Consider the following 19,941-nt stretch of genomic DNA (forward strand, 5'->3'; position numbering starts at 1 on the left):
GAGACTCGAACACACCTTAAAGATGTGTCGTTTCAATTTTCAGCTTGATCCAGATTTTTAAAGAGCAAAACTTCGCAGTGCACCTTTTCAGGTTCACTCTGAAGTTTTCTTGTGTTCGCAGTAAAAGATGGTGGAGCTATGCGGGATCGAACCGCAGACCTCCTGCGTGCAAAGCAGGCGCTCTCCCAGCTGAGCTATAGCCCCATCGTTTTGCTAACCTCTTCAAATTTGCTTCGCAAATTTGGTAGGCCTGAGTGGACTTGAACCACCGACCTCACCCTTATCAGGGGTGCGCTCTAACCACCTGAGCTACAAGCCTGTAGAGGTTTTTACTGCTGTTTTTCATCAGACAATCTGTGTGAGCACTACAAAGGCAGGTTCTTTAAGGTAAGGAGGTGATCCAACCGCAGGTTCCCCTACGGTTACCTTGTTACGACTTCACCCCAGTCATGAATCACAAAGTGGTAAGCGCCCTCCCGAAGGTTAAGCTACCTACTTCTTTTGCAACCCACTCCCATGGTGTGACGGGCGGTGTGTACAAGGCCCGGGAACGTATTCACCGTAGCATTCTGATCTACGATTACTAGCGATTCCGACTTCATGGAGTCGAGTTGCAGACTCCAATCCGGACTACGACGCACTTTATGAGGTCCGCTTGCTCTCGCGAGGTCGCTTCTCTTTGTATGCGCCATTGTAGCACGTGTGTAGCCCTACTCGTAAGGGCCATGATGACTTGACGTCATCCCCACCTTCCTCCAGTTTATCACTGGCAGTCTCCTTTGAGTTCCCGGCCTAACCGCTGGCAACAAAGGATAAGGGTTGCGCTCGTTGCGGGACTTAACCCAACATTTCACAACACGAGCTGACGACAGCCATGCAGCACCTGTCTCAGAGTTCCCGAAGGCACCAAAGCATCTCTGCTAAGTTCTCTGGATGTCAAGAGTAGGTAAGGTTCTTCGCGTTGCATCGAATTAAACCACATGCTCCACCGCTTGTGCGGGCCCCCGTCAATTCATTTGAGTTTTAACCTTGCGGCCGTACTCCCCAGGCGGTCGACTTAACGCGTTAGCTCCGGAAGCCACGCCTCAAGGGCACAACCTCCAAGTCGACATCGTTTACGGCGTGGACTACCAGGGTATCTAATCCTGTTTGCTCCCCACGCTTTCGCACCTGAGCGTCAGTCTTTGTCCAGGGGGCCGCCTTCGCCACCGGTATTCCTCCAGATCTCTACGCATTTCACCGCTACACCTGGAATTCTACCCCCCTCTACAAGACTCTAGCCTGCCAGTTTCGAATGCAGTTCCCAGGTTGAGCCCGGGGATTTCACATCCGACTTGACAGACCGCCTGCGTGCGCTTTACGCCCAGTAATTCCGATTAACGCTTGCACCCTCCGTATTACCGCGGCTGCTGGCACGGAGTTAGCCGGTGCTTCTTCTGCGGGTAACGTCAATCGACAAGGTTATTAACCTTATCGCCTTCCTCCCCGCTGAAAGTACTTTACAACCCGAAGGCCTTCTTCATACACGCGGCATGGCTGCATCAGGCTTGCGCCCATTGTGCAATATTCCCCACTGCTGCCTCCCGTAGGAGTCTGGACCGTGTCTCAGTTCCAGTGTGGCTGGTCATCCTCTCAGACCAGCTAGGGATCGTCGCCTAGGTGAGCCGTTACCCCACCTACTAGCTAATCCCATCTGGGCACATCTGATGGCAAGAGGCCCGAAGGTCCCCCTCTTTGGTCTTGCGACGTTATGCGGTATTAGCTACCGTTTCCAGTAGTTATCCCCCTCCATCAGGCAGTTTCCCAGACATTACTCACCCGTCCGCCGCTCGTCACCCAGGAGCAAGCTCCCTGTGTTACCGCCCGACTTGCATGTGTTAGGCCTGCCGCCAGCGTTCAATCTGAGCCATGATCAAACTCTTCAATTTAAGTTTGATGCTCGTGAATTAAACTTCGTAATGAATTACGTATGTTCACTCAGAGACTTGGTATTCATTTATTGTCCGGAGACATTAAGAATCCATGTCACTTTGAGTGCCCACACAGATTGTCTGATAAATTGTTAAAGAGCAGTGCCGCTTCGCTTTTCGCAGCGGCGCGGGGTGTGCATATTACGCTTTCCCGCTTCAGAGTCAAGCGTTTATTTTCGCTTTTCTCTGCTGACCCGGCGGCGTGTGTGCCGTTGTTCCGTGTCAGTGGAGGCGCATTATAGGGAGTTATTCTGAAGTGACAAGCACAAAATACAAAAAACTTTTCGTTCGCTCACTTTTCAAACTTAACGCTTATTTAAGTCGCGAATCGCCCGTTAAATGTGCGATTTCCCGCGCAAAACTGGCCACCTGCGACCAGTCGGTATAAACCACTTCTTTACGCGTATCGGTTTCCCCCCCGGTCATCTTCATAATCAGGTGGATCATAAAGCGGTCATACCAGCGGTAGCGGGGATAGCGCAGCGCGCCGGCAAAGACGGCGCACAGGTCTGGCTGCCACGGCGAGCCAAGCAAAAATTTGCGCGTGTAGCTATTGGTCTGCGGCGTACGCTTCTCGGCTTTACGTGCGACAAGATTGACCGAGTAAAACGCACCCGGCAATTTATTGAGTACCGCCGTGTGCTTTTTCACAAAGCGATCCAGCGCCGGATGGAAACGCCCGTAACGAATTGACGCGCCAATTACCACGCGATCGTACTCTTGCCAGGTTATCTGATCCGCACGGTTCAGGTTCACCACATCCGAGTAAATACCCAGCTCTTTTAATTCCGATGCCAGATACGCGGCAATCTCACGCGTTTGCCCGTCTCGCGTAGAGAAAAGAATCAGTGTTTTCATCAACGGCTCCTTACTCGCGCCAGAATGTAGGGGTGAACAGCACCAGCAGCGTAAAGACCTCAAGACGACCAAACAGCATATTGGCGATGAGGATCCATTTCGCGACCGGGTTCATACTGGCAAAGTTATCCGCCACAACCCCCAGGCCAGGCCCGAGGTTGTTCAATGTTGCGACGACGGACGCAAAGGCGGAGAAATCATCCACCCCCGTCGCGATGATCGCCAGCATGCTGACGATAAAGACCAGCGCATACGCCGAGAAGAATCCCCACACCGCTTCGAGGATACGTTCCGGCAGCGCGCGGTTCCCCAGTTTGATGCTGTAGACCGCGTTCGGGTGGACCAGGCGCTTCAGCTCGCGGTTCCCCTGCTTAAACAGCAGCAGAATACGAATTACCTTCAGGCCACCGCCCGTAGACCCCGCACAGCCCCCGATAAATGCAGAGCATAAAAGCAGCACCGGCAGGAACAGCGGCCAGCGCGCGATGCTGTCTGTGGTAAACCCGGCGGTCGTCGCCATCGATACCACCTGGAAGAACGCCTGGTTTAGCGTGGTCAGCGCGGAGTTGTAAACATCATGGAACCACAGCACCAGGGTACAGATGATCACCAGCGTCAGCTGGACGCCAATAAACATGCGGAACTCTGGGTCACGCCAGTACACCTTCAGGCTGCGCCCGCTCAGTAAAGAGAAGTGCAGACCGTAGTTACAGCCAGAGATCAGCAGGAAAATCGCAATGATGGTATTTATCGTAGGGCTGTCGAAGTAGCCGACGCTGGCATCGTGAGTGGAGAACCCACCAATCGCGATCGTCGCGAAGCTGTGTCCGATAGCATCAAAAGCAGGCATCCCGGCAAACCATAGCGCAAGCGCGCAGGCTACCGTCAGCAAGACATAAATCAGCCACAGGGTTTTCGCCGTCTCGGCAATACGCGGGCGCATCTTGTTATCTTTCAGCGGCCCGGGCATTTCGGCGCGATAGAGCTGCATCCCCCCAACGCCCAGAATCGGCAGAATGGCCACCGCCAGGACGATGATCCCCATGCCCCCGAACCACTGCAGCATCTGGCGATAAAAGAGAATGGCGTGCGGAAGCGAATCCAGCCCCACCAGCGTCGTCGCCCCGGTGGTTGTTAAACCAGAGAAGGATTCAAAAAAGGCATCCGTGATGCTCAGGTTAGGCTGCTCAGAGAAGATAAAGGGCAGCGAACCGACGCTCCCCAGCACCGTCCAGAACAGGACCACAATCAGAAAGCCTTCGCGAGATTTCAGCTCACCTTTCTGACGACGGTTTGGCCACCACAGCAGCGAGCCAATCGCCAGCGCGACAAAGAAGGTCTGGGTAAATGCCCGCCCCGCGCCGTCCCGGTAGATAAGCGCCACCAGTCCAGGGAGAATCATTGTCCCGGAAAAGAGTATGACCAGCAGTCCAACGATTCGGGTTATGGCACGAAAATGCATCTCTGCCGCTTCCTTTGGTATTCAAAAGTGAGGTGGGGATTATTCTTCAATCGGCAGCAATTGCAACGAACCACGACTAAAATCAGCAAGTTTTGCTGAAAAAGCAGCCAGTTCCGCCTGAGGAAGCGCCACGCGTAATTGCACCATTGCCTGATATTCACTGTGTGCGATGACACCGTTAAACTGCCTCAGCAATGCTTCGATGCCGGATAACTGGGCGTAATCGCACAGTAAAGTATATTCGGTGAGCGGCGTTTTGCGGGTGGTTATGAGTATATTCAGCGCCTGCTGAACCCCTCCGCCATACGCTTTGACCAGCCCACCGGTACCTAACAAAATGCCGCCGTAGTAGCGCACCACCACGGCGGTAATTTCACCCACGCCGCTGCCCATCAGCTGCGAAAGCATGGGTTTACCAGCCGTTCCCGCCGGTTCACCGTCGTCGGAAAACCCTAATTGCTGCGAATCATCAGGCGGCCCTGCCACCCACGCCACGCAGTGGTGACGTGCGTCAGGATGCTCAGCCCGGACGGACTCGACAAACGCCTTTGCCGCCTCTACGCCGTCGGTATGCGCCAGCAGCGTAATAAAGCGGCTTTTCTTGATTTCCTCAACAAAGGTGACCGGTTCAGCCGGTATCAGCCAGCTTTCCATCAGGCCAGCTTCAGGTCTCGCGTCATGTTCTCGATACCGTTTTCGTGAACCACAACGTTATCTTCGATGCGAATACCGCCAAACGGCTTCAGCGCGTCAATTTTTTCCCAGTTGAAGTGTTTGCTGAACTGGCCTTCACGCCACGGCGCCAGCAGGGATTCGATAAAGTAGATCCCCGGTTCAATCGTCAGCACCATACGCGGCTCAAGAATACGGGTGCAGCGCAGGTAAGGATATTTAGACGGTGCCGCCAGATGCGTACCGGTATCATCCTGCATAAAACCCGCTACGTCGTGAACCTGCAGGCCCAGCGGGTGACCAATACCGTGCGGCATGAATGGCCCGGTCAGATCGTTCTCGACCATCGCCTCTTCGCTCATGTCTTTCACAATCTGATGCTTACGCAGCAGCTTCGCGATGCGCTGATGGAACTGGATGTGGTAATCCACATAGCTGGTTCCCGCCTTCATGGTGCTAATCAGCGCCAGCTGTTCATCATTCACGTCTTTAATCAGCTGCGCGAAATCGGTATCCGCATTCGCCGCCCAGGTACGGGTCAGGTCGGCCGCGTAGCCGTTATACTCTGCCCCTGCGTCCAGCAGGAAGCTGCGCATTTCCGACGGAACATGGTGATCCAGTTTGGTGTAGTGAAGCACAGACGCGTGCTCGTTCAGCGCAACGATATTGCTGTACGGCACGTCGGTATCGCGGTGGCCTGTCGCAGTCAGGTAAGCCTGGTTGATGTCGAACTCGCTCATACCCGACTGGAACGCTTCGTGCGCGGCGCGGTGACCATTCACTGCCGTTTTCTGCGCTTCACGCATGCAGTAAAGTTCGTAGTCGGTTTTATACGCGCGGTAATAGTGCAGGTAATCCAGCACCCCTTTCGGATTGAGTTTGTCTGCCGGAATATCCAGACCCAGTGCGCGCTCTGGAACAGGGCCAATGTAGCCGATGTTGCCACGCGCCGCAGGCAACAGGCTGCCAATGCCGTCCGCTTTCGGCAGTGCAATCACATCAATCTCTTCCGTCCAGAAAGAGGTCGGTAGCGGTTCCACGTTGTGCCAGTAATCGACCGGCAGGTAGAACCACAGTTTCGGCTTGTTCACGCCATCCACCAGCAGCCAGCAATTTGGCACCTGGGTTACCGGCACCCAGGCTTTAAACTGCGGGTTGACCTTAAACGGATAAGCATGGTCATCAAGAAACGTATTCATCAGCTCGCCGGAGTGGATCAGCAAGGCATCCAGCTTGAAGCGCGCCAGTACATCACGGGTACGTTCCTGTAGGGTAACGATATGATTTTTATAAAGCGAAGCCAGTGAGTCCATCATTCATCCTTACGTTTTCTTGAGCTCAAGTCATCGCATCTTAGCACACCTCTCTCCAGCTGCGTGATTTCCACCGACCGTGATCAATGCAGCAATTTCTTAATGAGTAATTTGCATTTTATTAACATAAATTCCACACTCCGTTTCATCTGGTATGACCAGATCCACTTGCTGGATTCAGGAGACTGACATGCTTTACAAAGGCGACACCCTGTACCTCAACTGGCTGGAAGATGGCATTGCCGAACTGGTGTTCGATGCCCCCGGCTCAGTGAACAAGCTTGATACCGCGACGGTGGCCAGTCTTGGCCAGGCGCTGGATGTTCTTGAAAAACAACCTGAATTAAAAGGGCTGCTGCTGCGTTCGAACAAAGCGGCCTTTATTGTCGGTGCCGATATCACCGAGTTTCTTTCGCTGTTCCTGGTCCCGGAAGAACAGCTGAGCCAGTGGCTGCACTTTGCCAACAGCGTCTTTAATCGTCTGGAAGATCTGCCTGTCCCGACCATTTCCGCCGTTAACGGCTACGCGCTGGGCGGTGGCTGCGAATGCGTGCTAGCGACCGACTACCGTCTGGCGACGCCGGACCTGCGCATCGGCCTGCCGGAAACCAAGCTGGGCATCATGCCGGGCTTTGGCGGCTCCGTGCGAATGCCGCGCATGCTGGGTGCCGACAGCGCGCTGGAGATCATTGCCGCAGGTAAAGACGTCGGCGCCGAACAGGCGCAGAAAATTGGCCTGGTCGACGGCGTCGTGAAACCAGAGAAACTGGTTGAAGGCGCACTCGCCATTCTGCGCCAGGCCATCAACGGCGATCTCGACTGGAAAGCCAAACGCCAGCCGAAGCTGGAGCCGTTAAAACTCAGCAAAATTGAAGCCACCATGAGCTTCACCATCGCCAAAGGCATGGTGATGCAGACGGCGGGTAAACACTACCCGGCGCCGATCACGGCGGTAAAAACCATTGAAGCGGCTGCCCGTCTCGGTCGCGACGAGGCGCTGAAGCTCGAAAATCAGAGCTTTGTCCCGCTGGCGCACACCAATGAAGCCCGCGCGCTGGTCGGTATCTTCCTCAACGATCAGTTCGTGAAGGGTAAAGCCAAACAGCTGACTAAAAACGTTGAGACGCCAAAACATGCGGCGGTACTCGGCGCTGGCATTATGGGTGGCGGTATCGCTTACCAGTCGGCCTGGAAAGGCGTGCCGGTGGTGATGAAAGACATCAGCGAGAAATCTCTGACGCTGGGCATGACCGAAGCGGCCAAGCTGCTGAATAAACAGCTGGAACGCGGAAAAATTGACGGGCTGAAGCTTGCAGGTGTGATCTCCACCATTCAGCCTGTGCTGGAATACAGCGGTTTCGACCGTGTCGACGTGGTGGTCGAAGCCGTCGTCGAGAACCCGAAAGTCAAAAAAGCGGTGCTGGCGGAAACGGAAGACAAGGTTCGTCCTGAGACCGTGCTGGCCTCTAACACCTCCACCATTCCAATCAGCGAACTGGCGAGCGTGCTGAAGCGTCCGGAAAACTTCTGCGGGATGCACTTCTTCAACCCGGTACACCGTATGCCGCTGGTCGAAGTGATCCGTGGGGAAAAAACCTCTGACGAAACCATCGCTAAAGTGGTGGCGTGGGCAAGCAAGATGGGCAAAACGCCGATCGTGGTTAACGACTGCCCGGGCTTCTTCGTCAACCGCGTGCTGTTCCCTTACTTCGCCGGTTTCAGCCAGCTGCTGCGCGACGGTGCGGACTTCCGCAAAATCGACAAAGTGATGGAAAAACAGTTCGGCTGGCCGATGGGCCCGGCGTATCTGCTGGACGTGGTCGGCATTGATACCGCCCACCACGCTCAGGCGGTGATGGCGGCAGGCTTCCCGCAGCGTATGCAGAAAGATTATCGCGACGCCATTGACGCGCTGTTCGACGCTAACCGCTTCGGCCAGAAAAACGGCCTGGGCTTCTGGCGCTATAAAGAAGACAGCAAAGGCAAACCGAAAAAAGAAGAAGATGCCGCGGTGGATGGTCTGCTGGCCGACGTTTGCCAGCCGAAACGCGACTTCACCGACGACGAGATCATCGCCCGCATGATGATCCCGATGGTCAACGAAGTGGTGCGTTGCCTCGAAGAAGGCATCATCGCCAGCCCGGCAGAAGCGGATATGGCGCTGGTATACGGCCTGGGCTTCCCTCCGTTCCACGGCGGCGCGTTCCGCTGGCTGGACACGCTCGGCAGCGCCCGCTATCTCGATATGGCTCAGCAGTATCAGCACCTCGGCCCGCTTTATGAGGTGCCGGAAGGGCTGCGCAACAAAGCGCGCCATAACGAACCCTACTATCCAGCAGTTGAGCCAGCCCGTCCGGTTGGCGAGCTGAAAACGGCTTAAGGAGTCACAATGGAAAAGGTTGTCATTGTTGATGCGATTCGCACCCCGATGGGCCGTTCAAAAGGCGGTGCATTCCGTAACGTGCGTGCAGAAGATCTTTCCGCGCATCTGATGCGTAGCCTGCTGGCGCGTAACCCGGCGCTGGATCCTGCTGCGCTGGACGATATCTACTGGGGCTGCGTGCAGCAGACCCTGGAGCAAGGTTTCAACATCGCCCGTAACGCGTCGCTGCTGGCGGAGATACCGCATTCGGTTCCGGCTGTCACCGTGAACCGCCTGTGCGGTTCATCAATGCAGGCGCTGCACGACGCGGCGCGCATGATCATGACCGGCGATGCCCAGGCCTGCCTGGTGGGCGGCGTTGAGCACATGGGCCACGTGCCGATGAGTCACGGGGTTGACTTCCACCCGGGCATGAGCCGTAACGTGGCGAAAGCCGCGGGGATGATGGGTCTGACCGCTGAGATGCTCTCTCGTCTGCACGGCATCAGCCGTGAAATGCAGGATGCCTTTGCCGCGCGCTCTCACGCTCGCGCATGGGCGGCGACGCAGTCCGGTGCCTTTAAGAATGAGATCATCCCGACCGGCGGTCACGACGCAGACGGCGTACTGAAGCAGTTCAGCTACGACGAAGTCATCCGCCCGGAAACCACCGTAGAAGCGCTTTCCACACTGCGCCCTGCGTTTGATCCGGTCACCGGTACGGTAACGGCGGGAACGTCGTCGGCGCTGTCAGACGGTGCCGCCGCGATGCTGGTGATGAGCGAAAGCCGTGCCCGCGAGCTGGGCTTAACCCCTCGCGCTCGGGTACGTTCGATGGCGGTTGTGGGCTGCGATCCTTCAATCATGGGCTACGGCCCGGTTCCGGCCTCGAAGCTGGCACTGAAAAAAGCGGGCTTAACCACCAGCGACATCGATCTGTTCGAGATGAACGAAGCCTTCGCCGCGCAGATCCTGCCGTGCATTAAAGATCTGGGACTGATGGATCAGATCGACAAGAAGATTAACCTCAACGGCGGCGCGATCGCCCTCGGTCACCCGCTGGGCTGCTCCGGGGCGCGCATCAGCACGACGCTTATCAACCTGATGGAACGCAAAGATGCCCAGTTTGGTCTGGCAACGATGTGTATCGGGCTGGGTCAGGGTATCGCGACGGTGTTTGAGAGAGTGTAAGGCTATAACGTAGGCCCGATAAGCATCGCGCCATCGGGCTTTTGCCGGGAGGCGCTGCGCTTTCCCGGCCTACGAGAGGTACCTCGCCGCCAGTGGCGTCATTGGCGAAGAGAGACAGTTTAGTTGCCGTTCTTCCCGCCTGTCAGGGGCGGGTTTTTTATTTAAATGAAGGCAAACGCATCGCCAAACAGGCGGTCTTCACGCGCGTCACGTTCGTTACAGAACAGGTCACGGGCAATTTTCGCCATCTCAAAACGGCCAGCGATATAGATATCGTGCCCTGCCAGCGTGCCATGATCCTGCAGCACCGCCGTCAGCACCGTCCCACTGCGACCACGCCAGCCCTCTTCCGGCTGCTCAACCACCGGCTCAATGCGCAGGTTAGGATGGGTTACGCTCAGCGCTTCCAGTTCAGACAGGTCGTACAGATGTTTCTCTTCGCGGCCACCCCAGTAAATAGTGATGTCACGGTCCGGGTTACGCGCCAGTGCGGTCAACAGAATAGAGCGCACATAAGAGAAGCCCGTACCGCCAGCGATCAGGATCAGCGGACGGTCTTCGTCATCGCGCAGCCACGCATCACCGTGCGGAATATCCACCACGATTTCACGTTCCTTCAGGATCCGATCCATCACGGCCATCGCATACAGGTTAAGCTCTGACGCACCAATATGAAGCTCAATAAATTCCTGCTCCGCTGGCGTTGAGGCCATAGAGAAAGGACGCTTATCACGCTCATCCATCACAACCATCAGGTACTGACCCGCGCGGAAAGAGAATGGCGCTTCTGGCACTAAACGGACGCGATATACGGTGTCGGTGATGGCATCTACCGAGGTCACTTTACAGCTTAAGGTTGTCATTCGCTCTCTCTGTCGGGAAGTCTATAGGGCTTAACGGTCAGCTCAGGGTTTACCGTTATTCATTATGGCCAGCTCGTCCCAGATCGCGTCAATTCGCGCGGTCACAGCAGGATCTTTTTTGATCGGGCGACCCCATTCACGGTCGGTTTCGCCAGGCCATTTATTTGTGGCATCCAGTCCCATCTTTGAGCCAAGACCGGAAACCGGCGAGGCAAAATCCAGGTAATCTATCGGCGTGTTTTCGACTAACACCGTATCGCGCGCCGGGTCCATTCGCGTGGTAATGGCCCAGATTACGTCATTCCAGTCGCGGGCGTTAACGTCATCATCGCAGACAATAACAAATTTGGTATACATAAACTGGCGCAGGAAAGACCATACGCCCATCATCACGCGTTTAGCATGGCCAGGATACTGCTTCTTCATCGTGACCACCGCCATGCGATACGAGCATCCTTCAGGCGGCAGATAAAAATCAACAATTTCCGGGAACTGCTTTTGCAGGATTGGCACAAACACTTCGTTCAGCGCCACGCCCAGCACCGCCGGTTCGTCCGGTGGACGTCCGGTATAGGTGGAGTGATAAATCGCATCTTCACGCTGCGTAATGTGCGTCACGGTAAACACCGGGAAGTTATCCACTTCGTTGTAATAGCCGGTGTGGTCGCCGTAAGGGCCTTCTGGTGCCATTTCACCCTGCTCAAGGTAACCTTCCAGCACAATTTCTGCGCTGGCCGGAACTTCGAGATCGTTAGAAATACACTTAACGACTTCGGTTTTCGTTCCGCGCAGCAGGCCTGCAAACGCATATTCAGAAAGGGTATCCGGCACCGGCGTGACGGCTCCCAGAATGGTGGCCGGATCGGCGCCTAAGGCGACAGACACCGGGAAACGTTCCCCTGGGTGCGCAGCGCACCACTCCTGGAAATCCAGCGCGCCGCCGCGATGGGACAGCCAGCGCATGATGAGTTTATTCTTGCCAATCAACTGCTGGCGGTAAATACCGAGGTTTTGCCGCTCTTTGTGCGGGCCGCGCGTAACGGTCAGCCCCCAGGTGATCAGCGGCGCGGCATCTTCAGGCCAGCACTGCATGATAGGTATTTTGGTCAGATCAACCGCATCGCCTTCCAGCACTTTCTGCTGGCACGGCGCGCCGCGCAGGCGTTTGGTGGGCATGTTCAGCACCTGTTTAAACTGCGGCAGTTTGTCGAACAGATCGCGGAAACCTTTCGGTGGCTCCGGCTCTTTCAGAAACGCCAGCAGTTTACCGACTTCACGCAGCGCCGTGACGTCTTCCTGCCCCATCCCCAATGCAACACGACGCGGTGTACCAAACAGGTTGCACAGCACCGGCATTGAGTAACCTTTGGGATTTTCAAACAGTAATGCGGGGCCACCGGCACGCAGGGTGCGGTCAGCAATTTCTGTCATCTCCAGATAAGGATCAACAGGAAGTGTAATACGTTTGAGTTCACCCTGCTTTTCCAGCAGCGTCAGGAAGTCGCGGAGATCGTGGTATTTCATGCAGTTAATCATGGCCTCTCTGTAAGCGCTTCATTATACGGCGTAAGCCTGCTTGATGCTGTAATTTTGTTAAATAAGCGTGAACTTATGCGTTCTGTTCCATTTTCCCCCATTATAATCAACTTAGCGATCCCGCCAGGGTTTTGATATGCTTGCGCCCCGAACTAAGGGAAAGAGTGATTATGCAGGCCTGGTATTTACTGTATTGCAAACGCGGGCAACTTCAGCGCGCGCAGGAACATCTTGAACGTCAGTCTGTAAATTGCCTGACACCCGTGATCACGCTTGAAAAAATGCAGCGCGGGAAGCGCACAACCGTCAGTGAGCCGTTGTTCCCGAACTATCTGTTCGTGGAGTTCGATCCGGAAGTCATCCACACCACCACCATCAGCGCAACGCGCGGCGTCAGCCACTTCGTTCGTTTTGGCGCCCAACCGGCAACGGTTCCGTCGACGGTCATTCATCAACTGTCGATTTATCAACAGCCTGAAGGGATCACCGACCCCGAAACCCCTTACACGGGCGATAGCGTCGTGATTACCGAAGGCGCTTTCGAAGGCCTGCAGGCGATTTTTGCCGAGCCGGACGGGGAAGCGCGCTCTATGCTGTTGCTCAATCTGCTGAACAAGCAGGTGCTACAGAGCGTTAAAAACACCGACTTCCGCAAACTTTAAACGTTTATCCCGAACAGATTACGCACGTTGTCATCCGTCTGCGCCGAAAGCCAGTGCGGATCCTCTCCGCGCCACTTCGCAACGCTTTCAACAATGTGCCCCAGATACGCGGGCTCATTTCGCCGCGATGCCGGTTTGGGTTTCATATCGCGTGGTAGCAGATAAGGTGCATCGGTTTCAATGAGCAACCGGTCAGCCGGGATCGCTGGCAACAGCTCCCGAAGTTCAAGCCCGCGACGCTCATCGCAAACCCAGCCGGTAATACCCAGATAAAGCCCTCGCTTCAGGCAATCCAGCGCTTCGTGCCGTGAACCGGTGAAGCAGTGCAGTACCGCGCCGGGCAGTTTCTCCAGCCACGGATCCAGAAGTGCCAGGAAACGCTCATGCGCGTCGCGGCAGTGCATAAATACGGGCATTCCAAGCTCTGCCGCCAGCGCAAGCTGGGCAGTGAACGCCTTTTCCTGCTCTTCAGGCGTTGAAAAGTTACGGTTGAAATCGAGACCGCATTCGCCAATCGCCACAACGTCTGGCGTCTTCGCCAGCCTGTACAGGGTGTCGCCACTTTCCGCGGTCCACTGGCTGCTATCGTGAGGATGCACACCAGCAGTAGACCAACAGCGATCGTAGCGTTGCGCCAGCTGCTGCGCCTGCTCGCTCTCATGCAGGTTGGTACCCGTCAGCAGCAGTCCTTTCACCCCGGCGGCAAACGCGCGCGCAACCACCTCATCACGATCTTTCGCAAACTGCGAGCTGGTCAGATTGAGTCCGATATCAAACATGCAAATCCCCATATAACAACCGCCCTGACGGGCGGCTGGTTTTACTCTTCAGTGGTCTTGTCGGACGTATCGTCTTCGTCATCCGCTCGACGTCCTTTACCCACGTAGAAACGCGAGAAGAATACGCCGACTTCAAACAGACAGTACATCGGTATGGCCAGCAGCGTCTGAGAGAACACGTCCGGCGGTGTCAGCAGCATGCCGACCACAAAGGCGCCCACCAGGATATACGGACGCTTCTTACGCAGGTCATCCGGGGTCGTTACCCCTACCCAGCAAAGCAGCACAATGGCCACCGGCACTTCGAATGCCACGCCAAACGCCATAAACAGCGCCATCACAAAGCTGAGGTAGCTGGCGATATCCGTCGACACCTGGACCCCTTCCGGCGCGGTATGCGTCAGGAAGCCGAAGGCCAGTGGGAAGACAACGAAATAGGCAAACGCCATGCCGATATAGAACAGCAGCGAGCTGGACACCAGCAGCGGGATCACCAGCTTGCGTTCATGCTTATACAGCGCTGGCGCCACAAACGCCCACACCTGGTAAAGAATGACCGGTGCAGAGGCAATCAACGACACCCAGAAGGTCAGCTTGATGGGGGTAAAGAACGGAGAAGCAACGTCTGTTGCAATCATCGTTGCGCCCAGCGGCATCTGCTTGATCAGAGGCGCAGACACCACCTGATAGATATCGTTGGCAAAATAGACCAGGCACAGGAATATGAGTAAAACCGCAATAATGCAGTTTAACAGGCGCTTACGCAGCTCAATGAGATGCGTAATCAGCGGTTGAGTATCATCTACTGCCATGTTTACGCTTTATCACTCGACGAGGGGGATGATTCGGAAACGGACGCAGCGGGCTTCACTTCCGCCGTTTTTGCCACCAGCTCTTCCGGCTGAGCCTGTTTTTTCACTTCGGTTTCCTGCGGCGTTTGTTCTGGCGCGGCTGCCTGATGTTCAGCGCTGGCAGGCGTTACGCCCTCGCGCTGCTCCTCGCTGCCCTTCACCACCGGGTTATGGATGGTGTTCGCTTCATCGCTCGCCTTTTCAGGATCGTTAACGCTATAGGAGCGCTTCATCGATTCCGCCGCTTCGCGTAGCTCATCCATTGACGCTTTCAGTTCCGGCGTCAGGTTATCCATGCTCGCCTTCTCGACCCTTTTCAGGCTTTCCTGAAATTCCTGCAGCTTAAGCTCCTGCGCCAGTTCATTCTGAACGGTCGAAGCCAGCGATCTCAGCGCACGAACCCAGCCCGCAACGGTTTTCACTGCCACCGGCAGACGCTGCGGCCCCAGCACAATCAGGCCAATCACAAAGACCAGCAGGAGCTCACTAAAACCAATGTCGAACACGACTTACACCTGCTCTTTATCGTGGCGTTTAGCGTCTTCCTTTTTGGCTTCCTCTTGCTTATCGGCGATGGATTTAGCAGTAAAATCAGCGTCCTGGCTGTTTTTATCCTGCTTGCTCTCATCATCGCTCATCGCTTTCTTGAAGCCTTTGATAGACGCGCCCAGATCGGAACCAATAGAACCGAGCTTTTTGGTGCCAAACAGCAGCACGACGATGACGGCAATGATCAACAATTGCCAGATACTGATACCACCCATACATGTTCCTCAGGGATAGATGATTAATGAGTCAGATCGCATTATACGTATGCGACCCGTCGATAGCGACGCATGCTCAGCGTGTTTTTCGCCAGCCGGCAAGCCAGACTACCACTCCGCCAGCCATCAGCCAGGCGGGCATCATCTGCCAGTCCGGACGGTTGATCAGCAGCAGCGTACCGCTCAGCAGCAGCGTTGCGCCAATCCCAAAGAGATAGCGTGACTGTCCCTGGCGAACACGGCTGGACTGAAGCTCGCGGGCGATTTTATCCATGCTGTGCTGAAGGTTCTTGCTCTGACGCAAACTGTCATAAACCAGTTCAGGAATTTCAGGCATTTTTTCTATCCAGAACGGACCTTTCTCTTTCAGCGAGCGCACCAGCGCCGGAATGCCAACCTGATCCTTAATCCAGGATTCAAGGAAAGGTTTCGCGGTCTTCCACAAGTCTAACTGAGGATAGAGCTGTCGGCCTACACCCTCAACGTAAAGTAATGTTTTCTGAAGTAAAACTAGTTGTGGCTGAACTTCCATATTAAAGCGGCGAGCCGTGTTGAACAGGTTTAACAGCACGTGCCCGAAGGAGATTTCCGCCAGCGGTTTTTCAAAAATCGGCTCACAAACGGTCCGGATCGCGAACTCGAACTCTTCGACGTTGGTGTCGGGCGGCACCCAGCCGGAATCGACGTGCAGTTCGGCCACCTTACGGTAGTCGCGGTTGAAGAACGCGATGAAGTTCTCAGCCAGATACCGTTTATCTTCCTTGTTCAGCGACCCCACAATCCCGCAGTCGATGCCGATATACTTCGGATCCTCAGGGTGTTCGTAGCTCACGAAGATATTGCCCGGATGCATGTCCGCATGGAAAAAGCTGTCGCGGAACACCTGGGTAAAGAAGACCTGTACGCCACGCTCGGCCAACAGCTTCATGTTCGTTCCCTGTTTCTCCAGGGCCACCACATCCGAAACCGGGATACCGTAGATACGCTCCATCACCATCATGTTCTGGCTGCAGTAGTCAGAATAGACTTCAGGTACATAGAGCATCGGGCTGTTTTCAAAGTTGCGACGCAGCTGAATGGCGTTTGCCGATTCGCGCAGCAGGTTAAGCTCATCAATCAGCGTTTTTTCATATTCCCGCACCACTTCCAGTGGACGAAGGCGACGCCCGTCCGGCAGCAAGCGGGGTACCCAGCGCGCCAGACGATAAATCAGCTTCATGTCCGCTTTGATGACTGGCAGGATGTCCGGACGAATGACCTTAATAACGACTTCTTTGCCGTTTTCTTTCAGACGCGCGGTGTGCACCTGCGCGATAGAGGCCGATGCCAGTGGCTTAATGTCGAAATCGTCAAACCAGGTCTCGACGGGTACATTGCCCATCGCTTCTTCAATTTGCTTTTTCGCGCGCGCGCCGTCAAACGGTGCGACGCGATCCTGCAGCATCGCGAGCTCATCGGCAATCAGAGGCGGGAAGAGATCGCGGCGGGTCGACAGCATCTGTCCGAATTTAATCCAAACCGGACCGAGCTCCTGCAGCGCCAGACGCAGACGCTCACCCAGCGGTTGACCTTTATGGCGATTGGGCATCCAGAAGAGCATCCGCCGCCAGATACGAAGTGGCAGCGTGATTCGCATTTTGGGGATAAGCTCGTCGAGCCCGTAGCTCAAAAAAGTGCGAATAATAAAATAGAGGCGCCGAATTTCACCAGGCGTCATTTGCCCTCCAGTTTTTCCAGCCGTTTGGTTAACGCATCAACCGCACGTTCAACAGCTGCGGTCTCTTCCGCAAACCATGCAACTTCCAGTGGCCCGGGCGCCATTCGCCACTCCTCAGTCAGCACTTCCGCCGCATAACGTTGCTGGCGCTGGAGGCTTTTTCGCGCAAAGGAGGCGCCACCATGAAGGACTTTCCCGATGCCTTCGGCGGCAATGTCGCCGATAAAAGGCGCGAGCAGCTCCGCCGGATCGAACTCCGCCAGATCGGTGAGCGCAACGAAGTTCTGCACGACCTGAATGTCGCCTTCCACTTCCAGCTCACCGCTGCGGATAAGCGCCGTTAATTGCTGGCGATCGCGCAGTTTTGGCAGCACGCTCATGTGCGTGATGACCGAGCAGTCTGCTTCACCTTCCCACGCCCCCAGAACGTCAAGCTGGCGTTCGCTGAATACCAGTACAAGCGGCGTCGATAACTCTTTTAAAACAATACGTAATACCTTCCCGTTTAGCCGCTGACGTGCAGCTTTCAGCGCCGGAGCGCGATACAGAAAAGCGTTCAGTACATTCTCGACGCCTGCGGAGACTAAGGGTTTAAAGGGCACGGGAGACCTCCACTCAGAATTTGTAACCGCGATGCAGCGCGACGACGCCCGCCGTCAGGTTGAAATATTCAACGTTCTCAAATTCTGCATCCTGCATCATGGCTTTTAATGTGTCCTGATCCGGGTGCATACGGATAGATTCCGCCAGATAGCGGTAGCTTTCAGCGTCGTTAGCCACCAGCTCACCAATACGCGGCAGCACGTGGAAGGAATAGGCGTCGTAGGCTTTGCTCAGCGGCTCAATGATCGGTTTAGAGAACTCGAGCACCAGCAGACGTCCACCCGGCTTCAGCACGCGGTACATGGAGCGCAGCGCTTTTTCTTTATCGGTCACGTTACGCAGACCGAAAGAGATCGTGATGCAGTCAAAGGTATTGTCCGGGAATGGCAGCGCTTCGGCGTTTGCCTGCACATATTCCACATTCCCCACCACGCCGATGTTACGCAGCTTTTCGCGTCCCATTTTCAGCATGGAGTCATTAATATCGGCAAGAACAACGCGACCGGTTTCGCCCACCAGACGGGAGAACTTCGCGGTTAAATCGCCCGTGCCGCCGGCTAAATCCAGCACCGTTTGTCCACGACGAACGCCGCTACAGTCAATGGTGAAGCGCTTCCACAAGCGATGAATGCCGAACGACATCAGGTCATTCATCACATCGTACTTCGCCGCCACGGAATGAAATACGTGGGCCACCATGTCAGCTTTCTGCGCTTTGGCGACAGTCTGAAAGCCAAAGTGCGTTGTGTCTTGTGAATCGTCAGCCATCTCAGAGCCTGCTTATCAGTAAAATGTTCGTGAAGTGTAACAGATTGGGCGCGTTTGCCCTACGTTTCAACCACCGCTAAAGAAACGCGCTGGAGTCTCGTCTGGTGATAAATCCACCGCTAACGTGTTGTCTTCACTGTTTGTCTTTTGTTCGTCCGCACCTTCTCGCAGGCGAAACTCGTCGTCCTGGGCGGTGGCCTGTTCGACCAGTTCCGGATTAATCTCGCGTTTAACCTCAACCCCCAGGCTGCGGAATGATTCGGCCTGTGCCAGCAAGTTGCCGCGTCCGGAGGCGAGTTTTTTCATCGCCTGGCGGTAGTTATCCTGCGCACGATCCAGGCTCTGCCCGACTGATGACATGTCGTCCACGAAAAGGCGCATTTTGTCGTAAAGCTTGCTGGCACGATCGGCAATCTGTTGCGCGTTGCGACTCTGGTGCTCATAGCGCCACAGGTTCGCAATGGTGCGTAACGCCACCAGCAGCGTGGTGGGGCTGACCAGCATAATGTTATTTTTGAGCGCTTCGGTGATAAGCTCAGGCTGTCTGTCGAGTGCCAGCAGAAACGCGGGTTCTACCGGGATAAACATCAGGACATAGTCCAGCGAGCGGAGACCCGGCAGCTGCTGGTAGTCCTTTCTGCCGAGCAGGCGAATGTGGTTACGCACGGAGGCAATGTGCTCCTGCAGCGCCGATTCGCGGGTGTAGTCATCTTCGGCGTTGAAGTAGCGCTCATAGGCCACCAGCGTCATTTTGGCGTCAATCACCACATCTTTACCCTGCGGCAGCCGCACAATCACATCCGGCTGCATGCGCGAGCGGGCATCGTTCTCAATGCTGACCTGCGTTTCGTATTCATATCCTTCCCGCAGACCAGAGGCTTCCAGTACGCGGGTCAGCACCACTTCTCCCCAGTTGCCCTGGGTTTTGTTATCCCCTTTCAGCGCGCGGGTCAGATTGACCGCTTCCTGCGCCATCTGGGCATTCAGCTGCTGGAGATTGCGAATCTCATGCGCAAGCGTGTGCCGCTCGCGGGCTTCCTGACCAAAACTGTCCTGCACCTGACGACGAAAACCGTCCAGCTGTTCGCGCAGGGGCGTCAGCAGGCTGTTCAGGCTCTGGCGGTTCTGTTCGTCAACGCGGCGGTTGCTGTGCTCAAAAATACGGTTAGCGAGGTTTTCAAACTGTTCGCTGAGGCGCTGCTCGCTGTTGATCATCTGGCGGATTTTGTCTTCCGCATGCAGCTGGGTGGATTCAAGGCGGGTGGTCACTTCGCGGAGATCGGCCTCCAGTGACGTGTTGATATCACGCAGGTTGCGCAGTTCGTTATTGAGCAATTCACACTCGTCGCGCCAGTGTTCGCTCAGCGCAAGCTGCTGTTTTGTCGCGCTTAAATCGGCGACCATCTCTTCTCGCTCGGCCAACTGGTCGGCCTTCTGCTGTGCATGCTGGTAGCTGGAAATTAGCCAGCCAATCCCTAAGCCCACCAGCACAATCACCGCGTAAATCAGGATTGAGATATCCACAATGCCCCCTGCATCAACGTATTACCCGCACAAAATAGAATTGTGC

The 19,941-nt window shown here is 55.4% G+C and carries 17 protein-coding genes, 2 tRNA genes and 1 rRNA gene; 3 read left to right on the forward strand and 17 right to left on the reverse strand.

The features are described from left to right. Positions 1-128: 128 nt before the first annotated feature. The 7 genes from V1566_RS01825 to pepQ all read right to left on the reverse strand — a co-directional run bounded on the left by V1566_RS01825 (position 129) and on the right by pepQ (position 6,275). Positions 129-204: transfer RNA gene (locus V1566_RS01825), tRNA-Ala, on the reverse strand. Positions 205-242: 38 nt separating this feature from the next. Next, positions 243-319: transfer RNA gene (locus tag V1566_RS01830), tRNA-Ile, on the reverse strand. Between the two features lie 69 nt (positions 320-388). After that, positions 389-1,928, reverse strand: a 16S ribosomal RNA gene (locus V1566_RS01835). A gap of 354 nt (positions 1,929-2,282) precedes the next feature. Beyond that, on the reverse strand, positions 2,283-2,828 hold the full coding sequence (gene hemG / locus V1566_RS01840) for a menaquinone-dependent protoporphyrinogen IX dehydrogenase (protein WP_395304913.1): 546 nt from the start codon (positions 2,826-2,828) through the stop codon (positions 2,283-2,285). Between the two features lie 10 nt (positions 2,829-2,838). After that, positions 2,839-4,290 (reverse strand): Trk system potassium transporter TrkH, encoded by a 1,452-nt coding sequence (trkH, locus tag V1566_RS01845; protein WP_023309600.1) that lies wholly within the window; start codon positions 4,288-4,290, stop codon positions 2,839-2,841. A 39-nt stretch (positions 4,291-4,329) separates the two neighbouring features. Beyond that, a complete protein-coding gene (locus V1566_RS01850) occupies positions 4,330-4,944 on the reverse strand; it encodes an IMPACT family protein (protein WP_395304914.1) in 615 nt (204 codons plus the stop codon). Then, complete coding sequence (gene pepQ, locus V1566_RS01855) at positions 4,944-6,275, reverse strand: Xaa-Pro dipeptidase (protein WP_395305945.1); 1,332 nt, start codon at positions 6,273-6,275, stop codon at positions 4,944-4,946. The genes V1566_RS01850 and pepQ overlap by 1 nt, the downstream gene beginning before the upstream one ends. A 190-nt stretch (positions 6,276-6,465) precedes the next feature. On the opposite strand from pepQ, the gene fadB reads away from it, so the two are divergent. Together fadB and fadA are read left to right on the forward strand one after the other, a co-directional pair. Beyond that, entirely contained in the window at positions 6,466-8,655 is a 2,190-nt protein-coding gene (gene fadB / locus V1566_RS01860) for a fatty acid oxidation complex subunit alpha FadB (protein ID WP_395304915.1), read from the forward strand. Positions 8,656-8,664: 9 nt separating this feature from the next. Next, the gene (gene fadA, locus V1566_RS01865) at positions 8,665-9,828 is read left to right on the forward strand and encodes an acetyl-CoA C-acyltransferase FadA (RefSeq protein ID WP_395304916.1); all 1,164 of its coding nucleotides are present in this window, start codon (positions 8,665-8,667) and stop codon (positions 9,826-9,828) included. 161 nt (positions 9,829-9,989) lie between these two features. Here fadA and fre read toward each other — a convergent pair whose 3' ends face one another. Next, complete coding sequence (fre, locus tag V1566_RS01870) at positions 9,990-10,691, reverse strand: NAD(P)H-flavin reductase (RefSeq protein ID WP_008501516.1); 702 nt, start codon at positions 10,689-10,691, stop codon at positions 9,990-9,992. A 42-nt stretch (positions 10,692-10,733) separates the two neighbouring features. Further along, positions 10,734-12,224 (reverse strand): 4-hydroxy-3-polyprenylbenzoate decarboxylase, encoded by a 1,491-nt coding sequence (gene ubiD / locus V1566_RS01875; RefSeq protein ID WP_162269347.1) that lies wholly within the window; start codon positions 12,222-12,224, stop codon positions 10,734-10,736. Between the two features lie 173 nt (positions 12,225-12,397). On the opposite strand from ubiD, the gene rfaH reads away from it, so the two are divergent. Continuing rightward, complete coding sequence (gene rfaH / locus V1566_RS01880) at positions 12,398-12,889, forward strand: transcription/translation regulatory transformer protein RfaH (RefSeq protein WP_395304917.1); 492 nt, start codon at positions 12,398-12,400, stop codon at positions 12,887-12,889. On the opposite strand, the gene tatD is transcribed toward rfaH, so the two are convergent. From tatD to rmuC, 8 genes are all read right to left on the reverse strand, one after another. Next, positions 12,886-13,668 carry a 3'-5' ssDNA/RNA exonuclease TatD gene (gene tatD / locus V1566_RS01885; RefSeq protein WP_395304918.1) on the reverse strand — a complete coding sequence of 261 codons (783 nt, stop codon included), beginning with the start codon at positions 13,666-13,668 and terminating at the stop codon, positions 12,886-12,888. The genes rfaH and tatD overlap by 4 nt on opposite strands. A 41-nt stretch (positions 13,669-13,709) precedes the next feature. After that, a complete protein-coding gene (gene tatC, locus V1566_RS01890) occupies positions 13,710-14,480 on the reverse strand; it encodes a Sec-independent protein translocase subunit TatC (protein WP_023309607.1) in 771 nt (256 codons plus the stop codon). Positions 14,481-14,482: 2 nt separating this feature from the next. Then, positions 14,483-15,025, reverse strand: coding sequence for a Sec-independent protein translocase protein TatB (gene tatB, locus V1566_RS01895; protein ID WP_395304919.1), 543 nt, complete (start codon positions 15,023-15,025; stop codon positions 14,483-14,485). Positions 15,026-15,028: 3 nt separating this feature from the next. After that, positions 15,029-15,283 (reverse strand): Sec-independent protein translocase subunit TatA, encoded by a 255-nt coding sequence (gene tatA, locus V1566_RS01900; RefSeq protein ID WP_395304920.1) that lies wholly within the window; start codon positions 15,281-15,283, stop codon positions 15,029-15,031. 76 nt (positions 15,284-15,359) lie between these two features. Beyond that, on the reverse strand, positions 15,360-17,000 hold the full coding sequence (ubiB, locus tag V1566_RS01905) for a ubiquinone biosynthesis regulatory protein kinase UbiB (RefSeq protein ID WP_029741825.1): 1,641 nt from the start codon (positions 16,998-17,000) through the stop codon (positions 15,360-15,362). Further along, complete coding sequence (ubiJ, locus tag V1566_RS01910; protein WP_023309611.1) at positions 16,997-17,602, reverse strand: ubiquinone biosynthesis protein UbiJ; 606 nt, start codon at positions 17,600-17,602, stop codon at positions 16,997-16,999. The genes ubiB and ubiJ overlap by 4 nt, the downstream gene beginning before the upstream one ends. 13 nt (positions 17,603-17,615) lie before the next feature. After that, positions 17,616-18,371 (reverse strand): bifunctional demethylmenaquinone methyltransferase/2-methoxy-6-polyprenyl-1,4-benzoquinol methylase UbiE, encoded by a 756-nt coding sequence (gene ubiE, locus V1566_RS01915; protein WP_023309612.1) that lies wholly within the window; start codon positions 18,369-18,371, stop codon positions 17,616-17,618. 66 nt (positions 18,372-18,437) lie between these two features. Beyond that, a complete protein-coding gene (rmuC, locus tag V1566_RS01920; RefSeq protein ID WP_395304921.1) occupies positions 18,438-19,895 on the reverse strand; it encodes a DNA recombination protein RmuC in 1,458 nt (485 codons plus the stop codon). Positions 19,896-19,941: the final 46 nt, after the last annotated feature.

The organism is Enterobacter sp. ECC-019, assembly GCF_043974075.1.
Classification (GTDB): Bacteria; Pseudomonadota; Gammaproteobacteria; order Enterobacterales; family Enterobacteriaceae; genus Enterobacter; species Enterobacter asburiae_D.

Excerpts from the sequence above, each read along its gene's own strand:
- tatA (WP_395304920.1), bottom strand. The coding sequence starts at position 15,283 with ATGGGTGGTATCAGTATCTGGCAATTGTTGATCATTGCCGTCATCGTC.
- fadB (WP_395304915.1), top strand. The coding sequence starts at position 6,466 with ATGCTTTACAAAGGCGACACCCTGTACCTCAACTGGCTGGAAGATGGC.
- tatD (WP_395304918.1), bottom strand. The coding sequence starts at position 13,668 with ATGTTTGATATCGGACTCAATCTGACCAGCTCGCAGTTTGCGAAAGAT.
- rfaH (WP_395304917.1), top strand. The coding sequence starts at position 12,398 with ATGCAGGCCTGGTATTTACTGTATTGCAAACGCGGGCAACTTCAGCGC.
- fre (WP_008501516.1), bottom strand. The coding sequence starts at position 10,691 with ATGACAACCTTAAGCTGTAAAGTGACCTCGGTAGATGCCATCACCGAC.
- pepQ (WP_395305945.1), bottom strand. The coding sequence starts at position 6,275 with ATGGACTCACTGGCTTCGCTTTATAAAAATCATATCGTTACCCTACAG.
- fadA (WP_395304916.1), top strand. The coding sequence starts at position 8,665 with ATGGAAAAGGTTGTCATTGTTGATGCGATTCGCACCCCGATGGGCCGT.
- V1566_RS01850 (WP_395304914.1), bottom strand. The coding sequence starts at position 4,944 with ATGGAAAGCTGGCTGATACCGGCTGAACCGGTCACCTTTGTTGAGGAA.
- ubiB (WP_029741825.1), bottom strand. The coding sequence starts at position 17,000 with ATGACGCCTGGTGAAATTCGGCGCCTCTATTTTATTATTCGCACTTTT.
- trkH (WP_023309600.1), bottom strand. The coding sequence starts at position 4,290 with ATGCATTTTCGTGCCATAACCCGAATCGTTGGACTGCTGGTCATACTC.
- hemG (WP_395304913.1), bottom strand. The coding sequence starts at position 2,828 with ATGAAAACACTGATTCTTTTCTCTACGCGAGACGGGCAAACGCGTGAG.
- ubiE (WP_023309612.1), bottom strand. The coding sequence starts at position 18,371 with ATGGCTGACGATTCACAAGACACAACGCACTTTGGCTTTCAGACTGTC.
- tatC (WP_023309607.1), bottom strand. The coding sequence starts at position 14,480 with ATGGCAGTAGATGATACTCAACCGCTGATTACGCATCTCATTGAGCTG.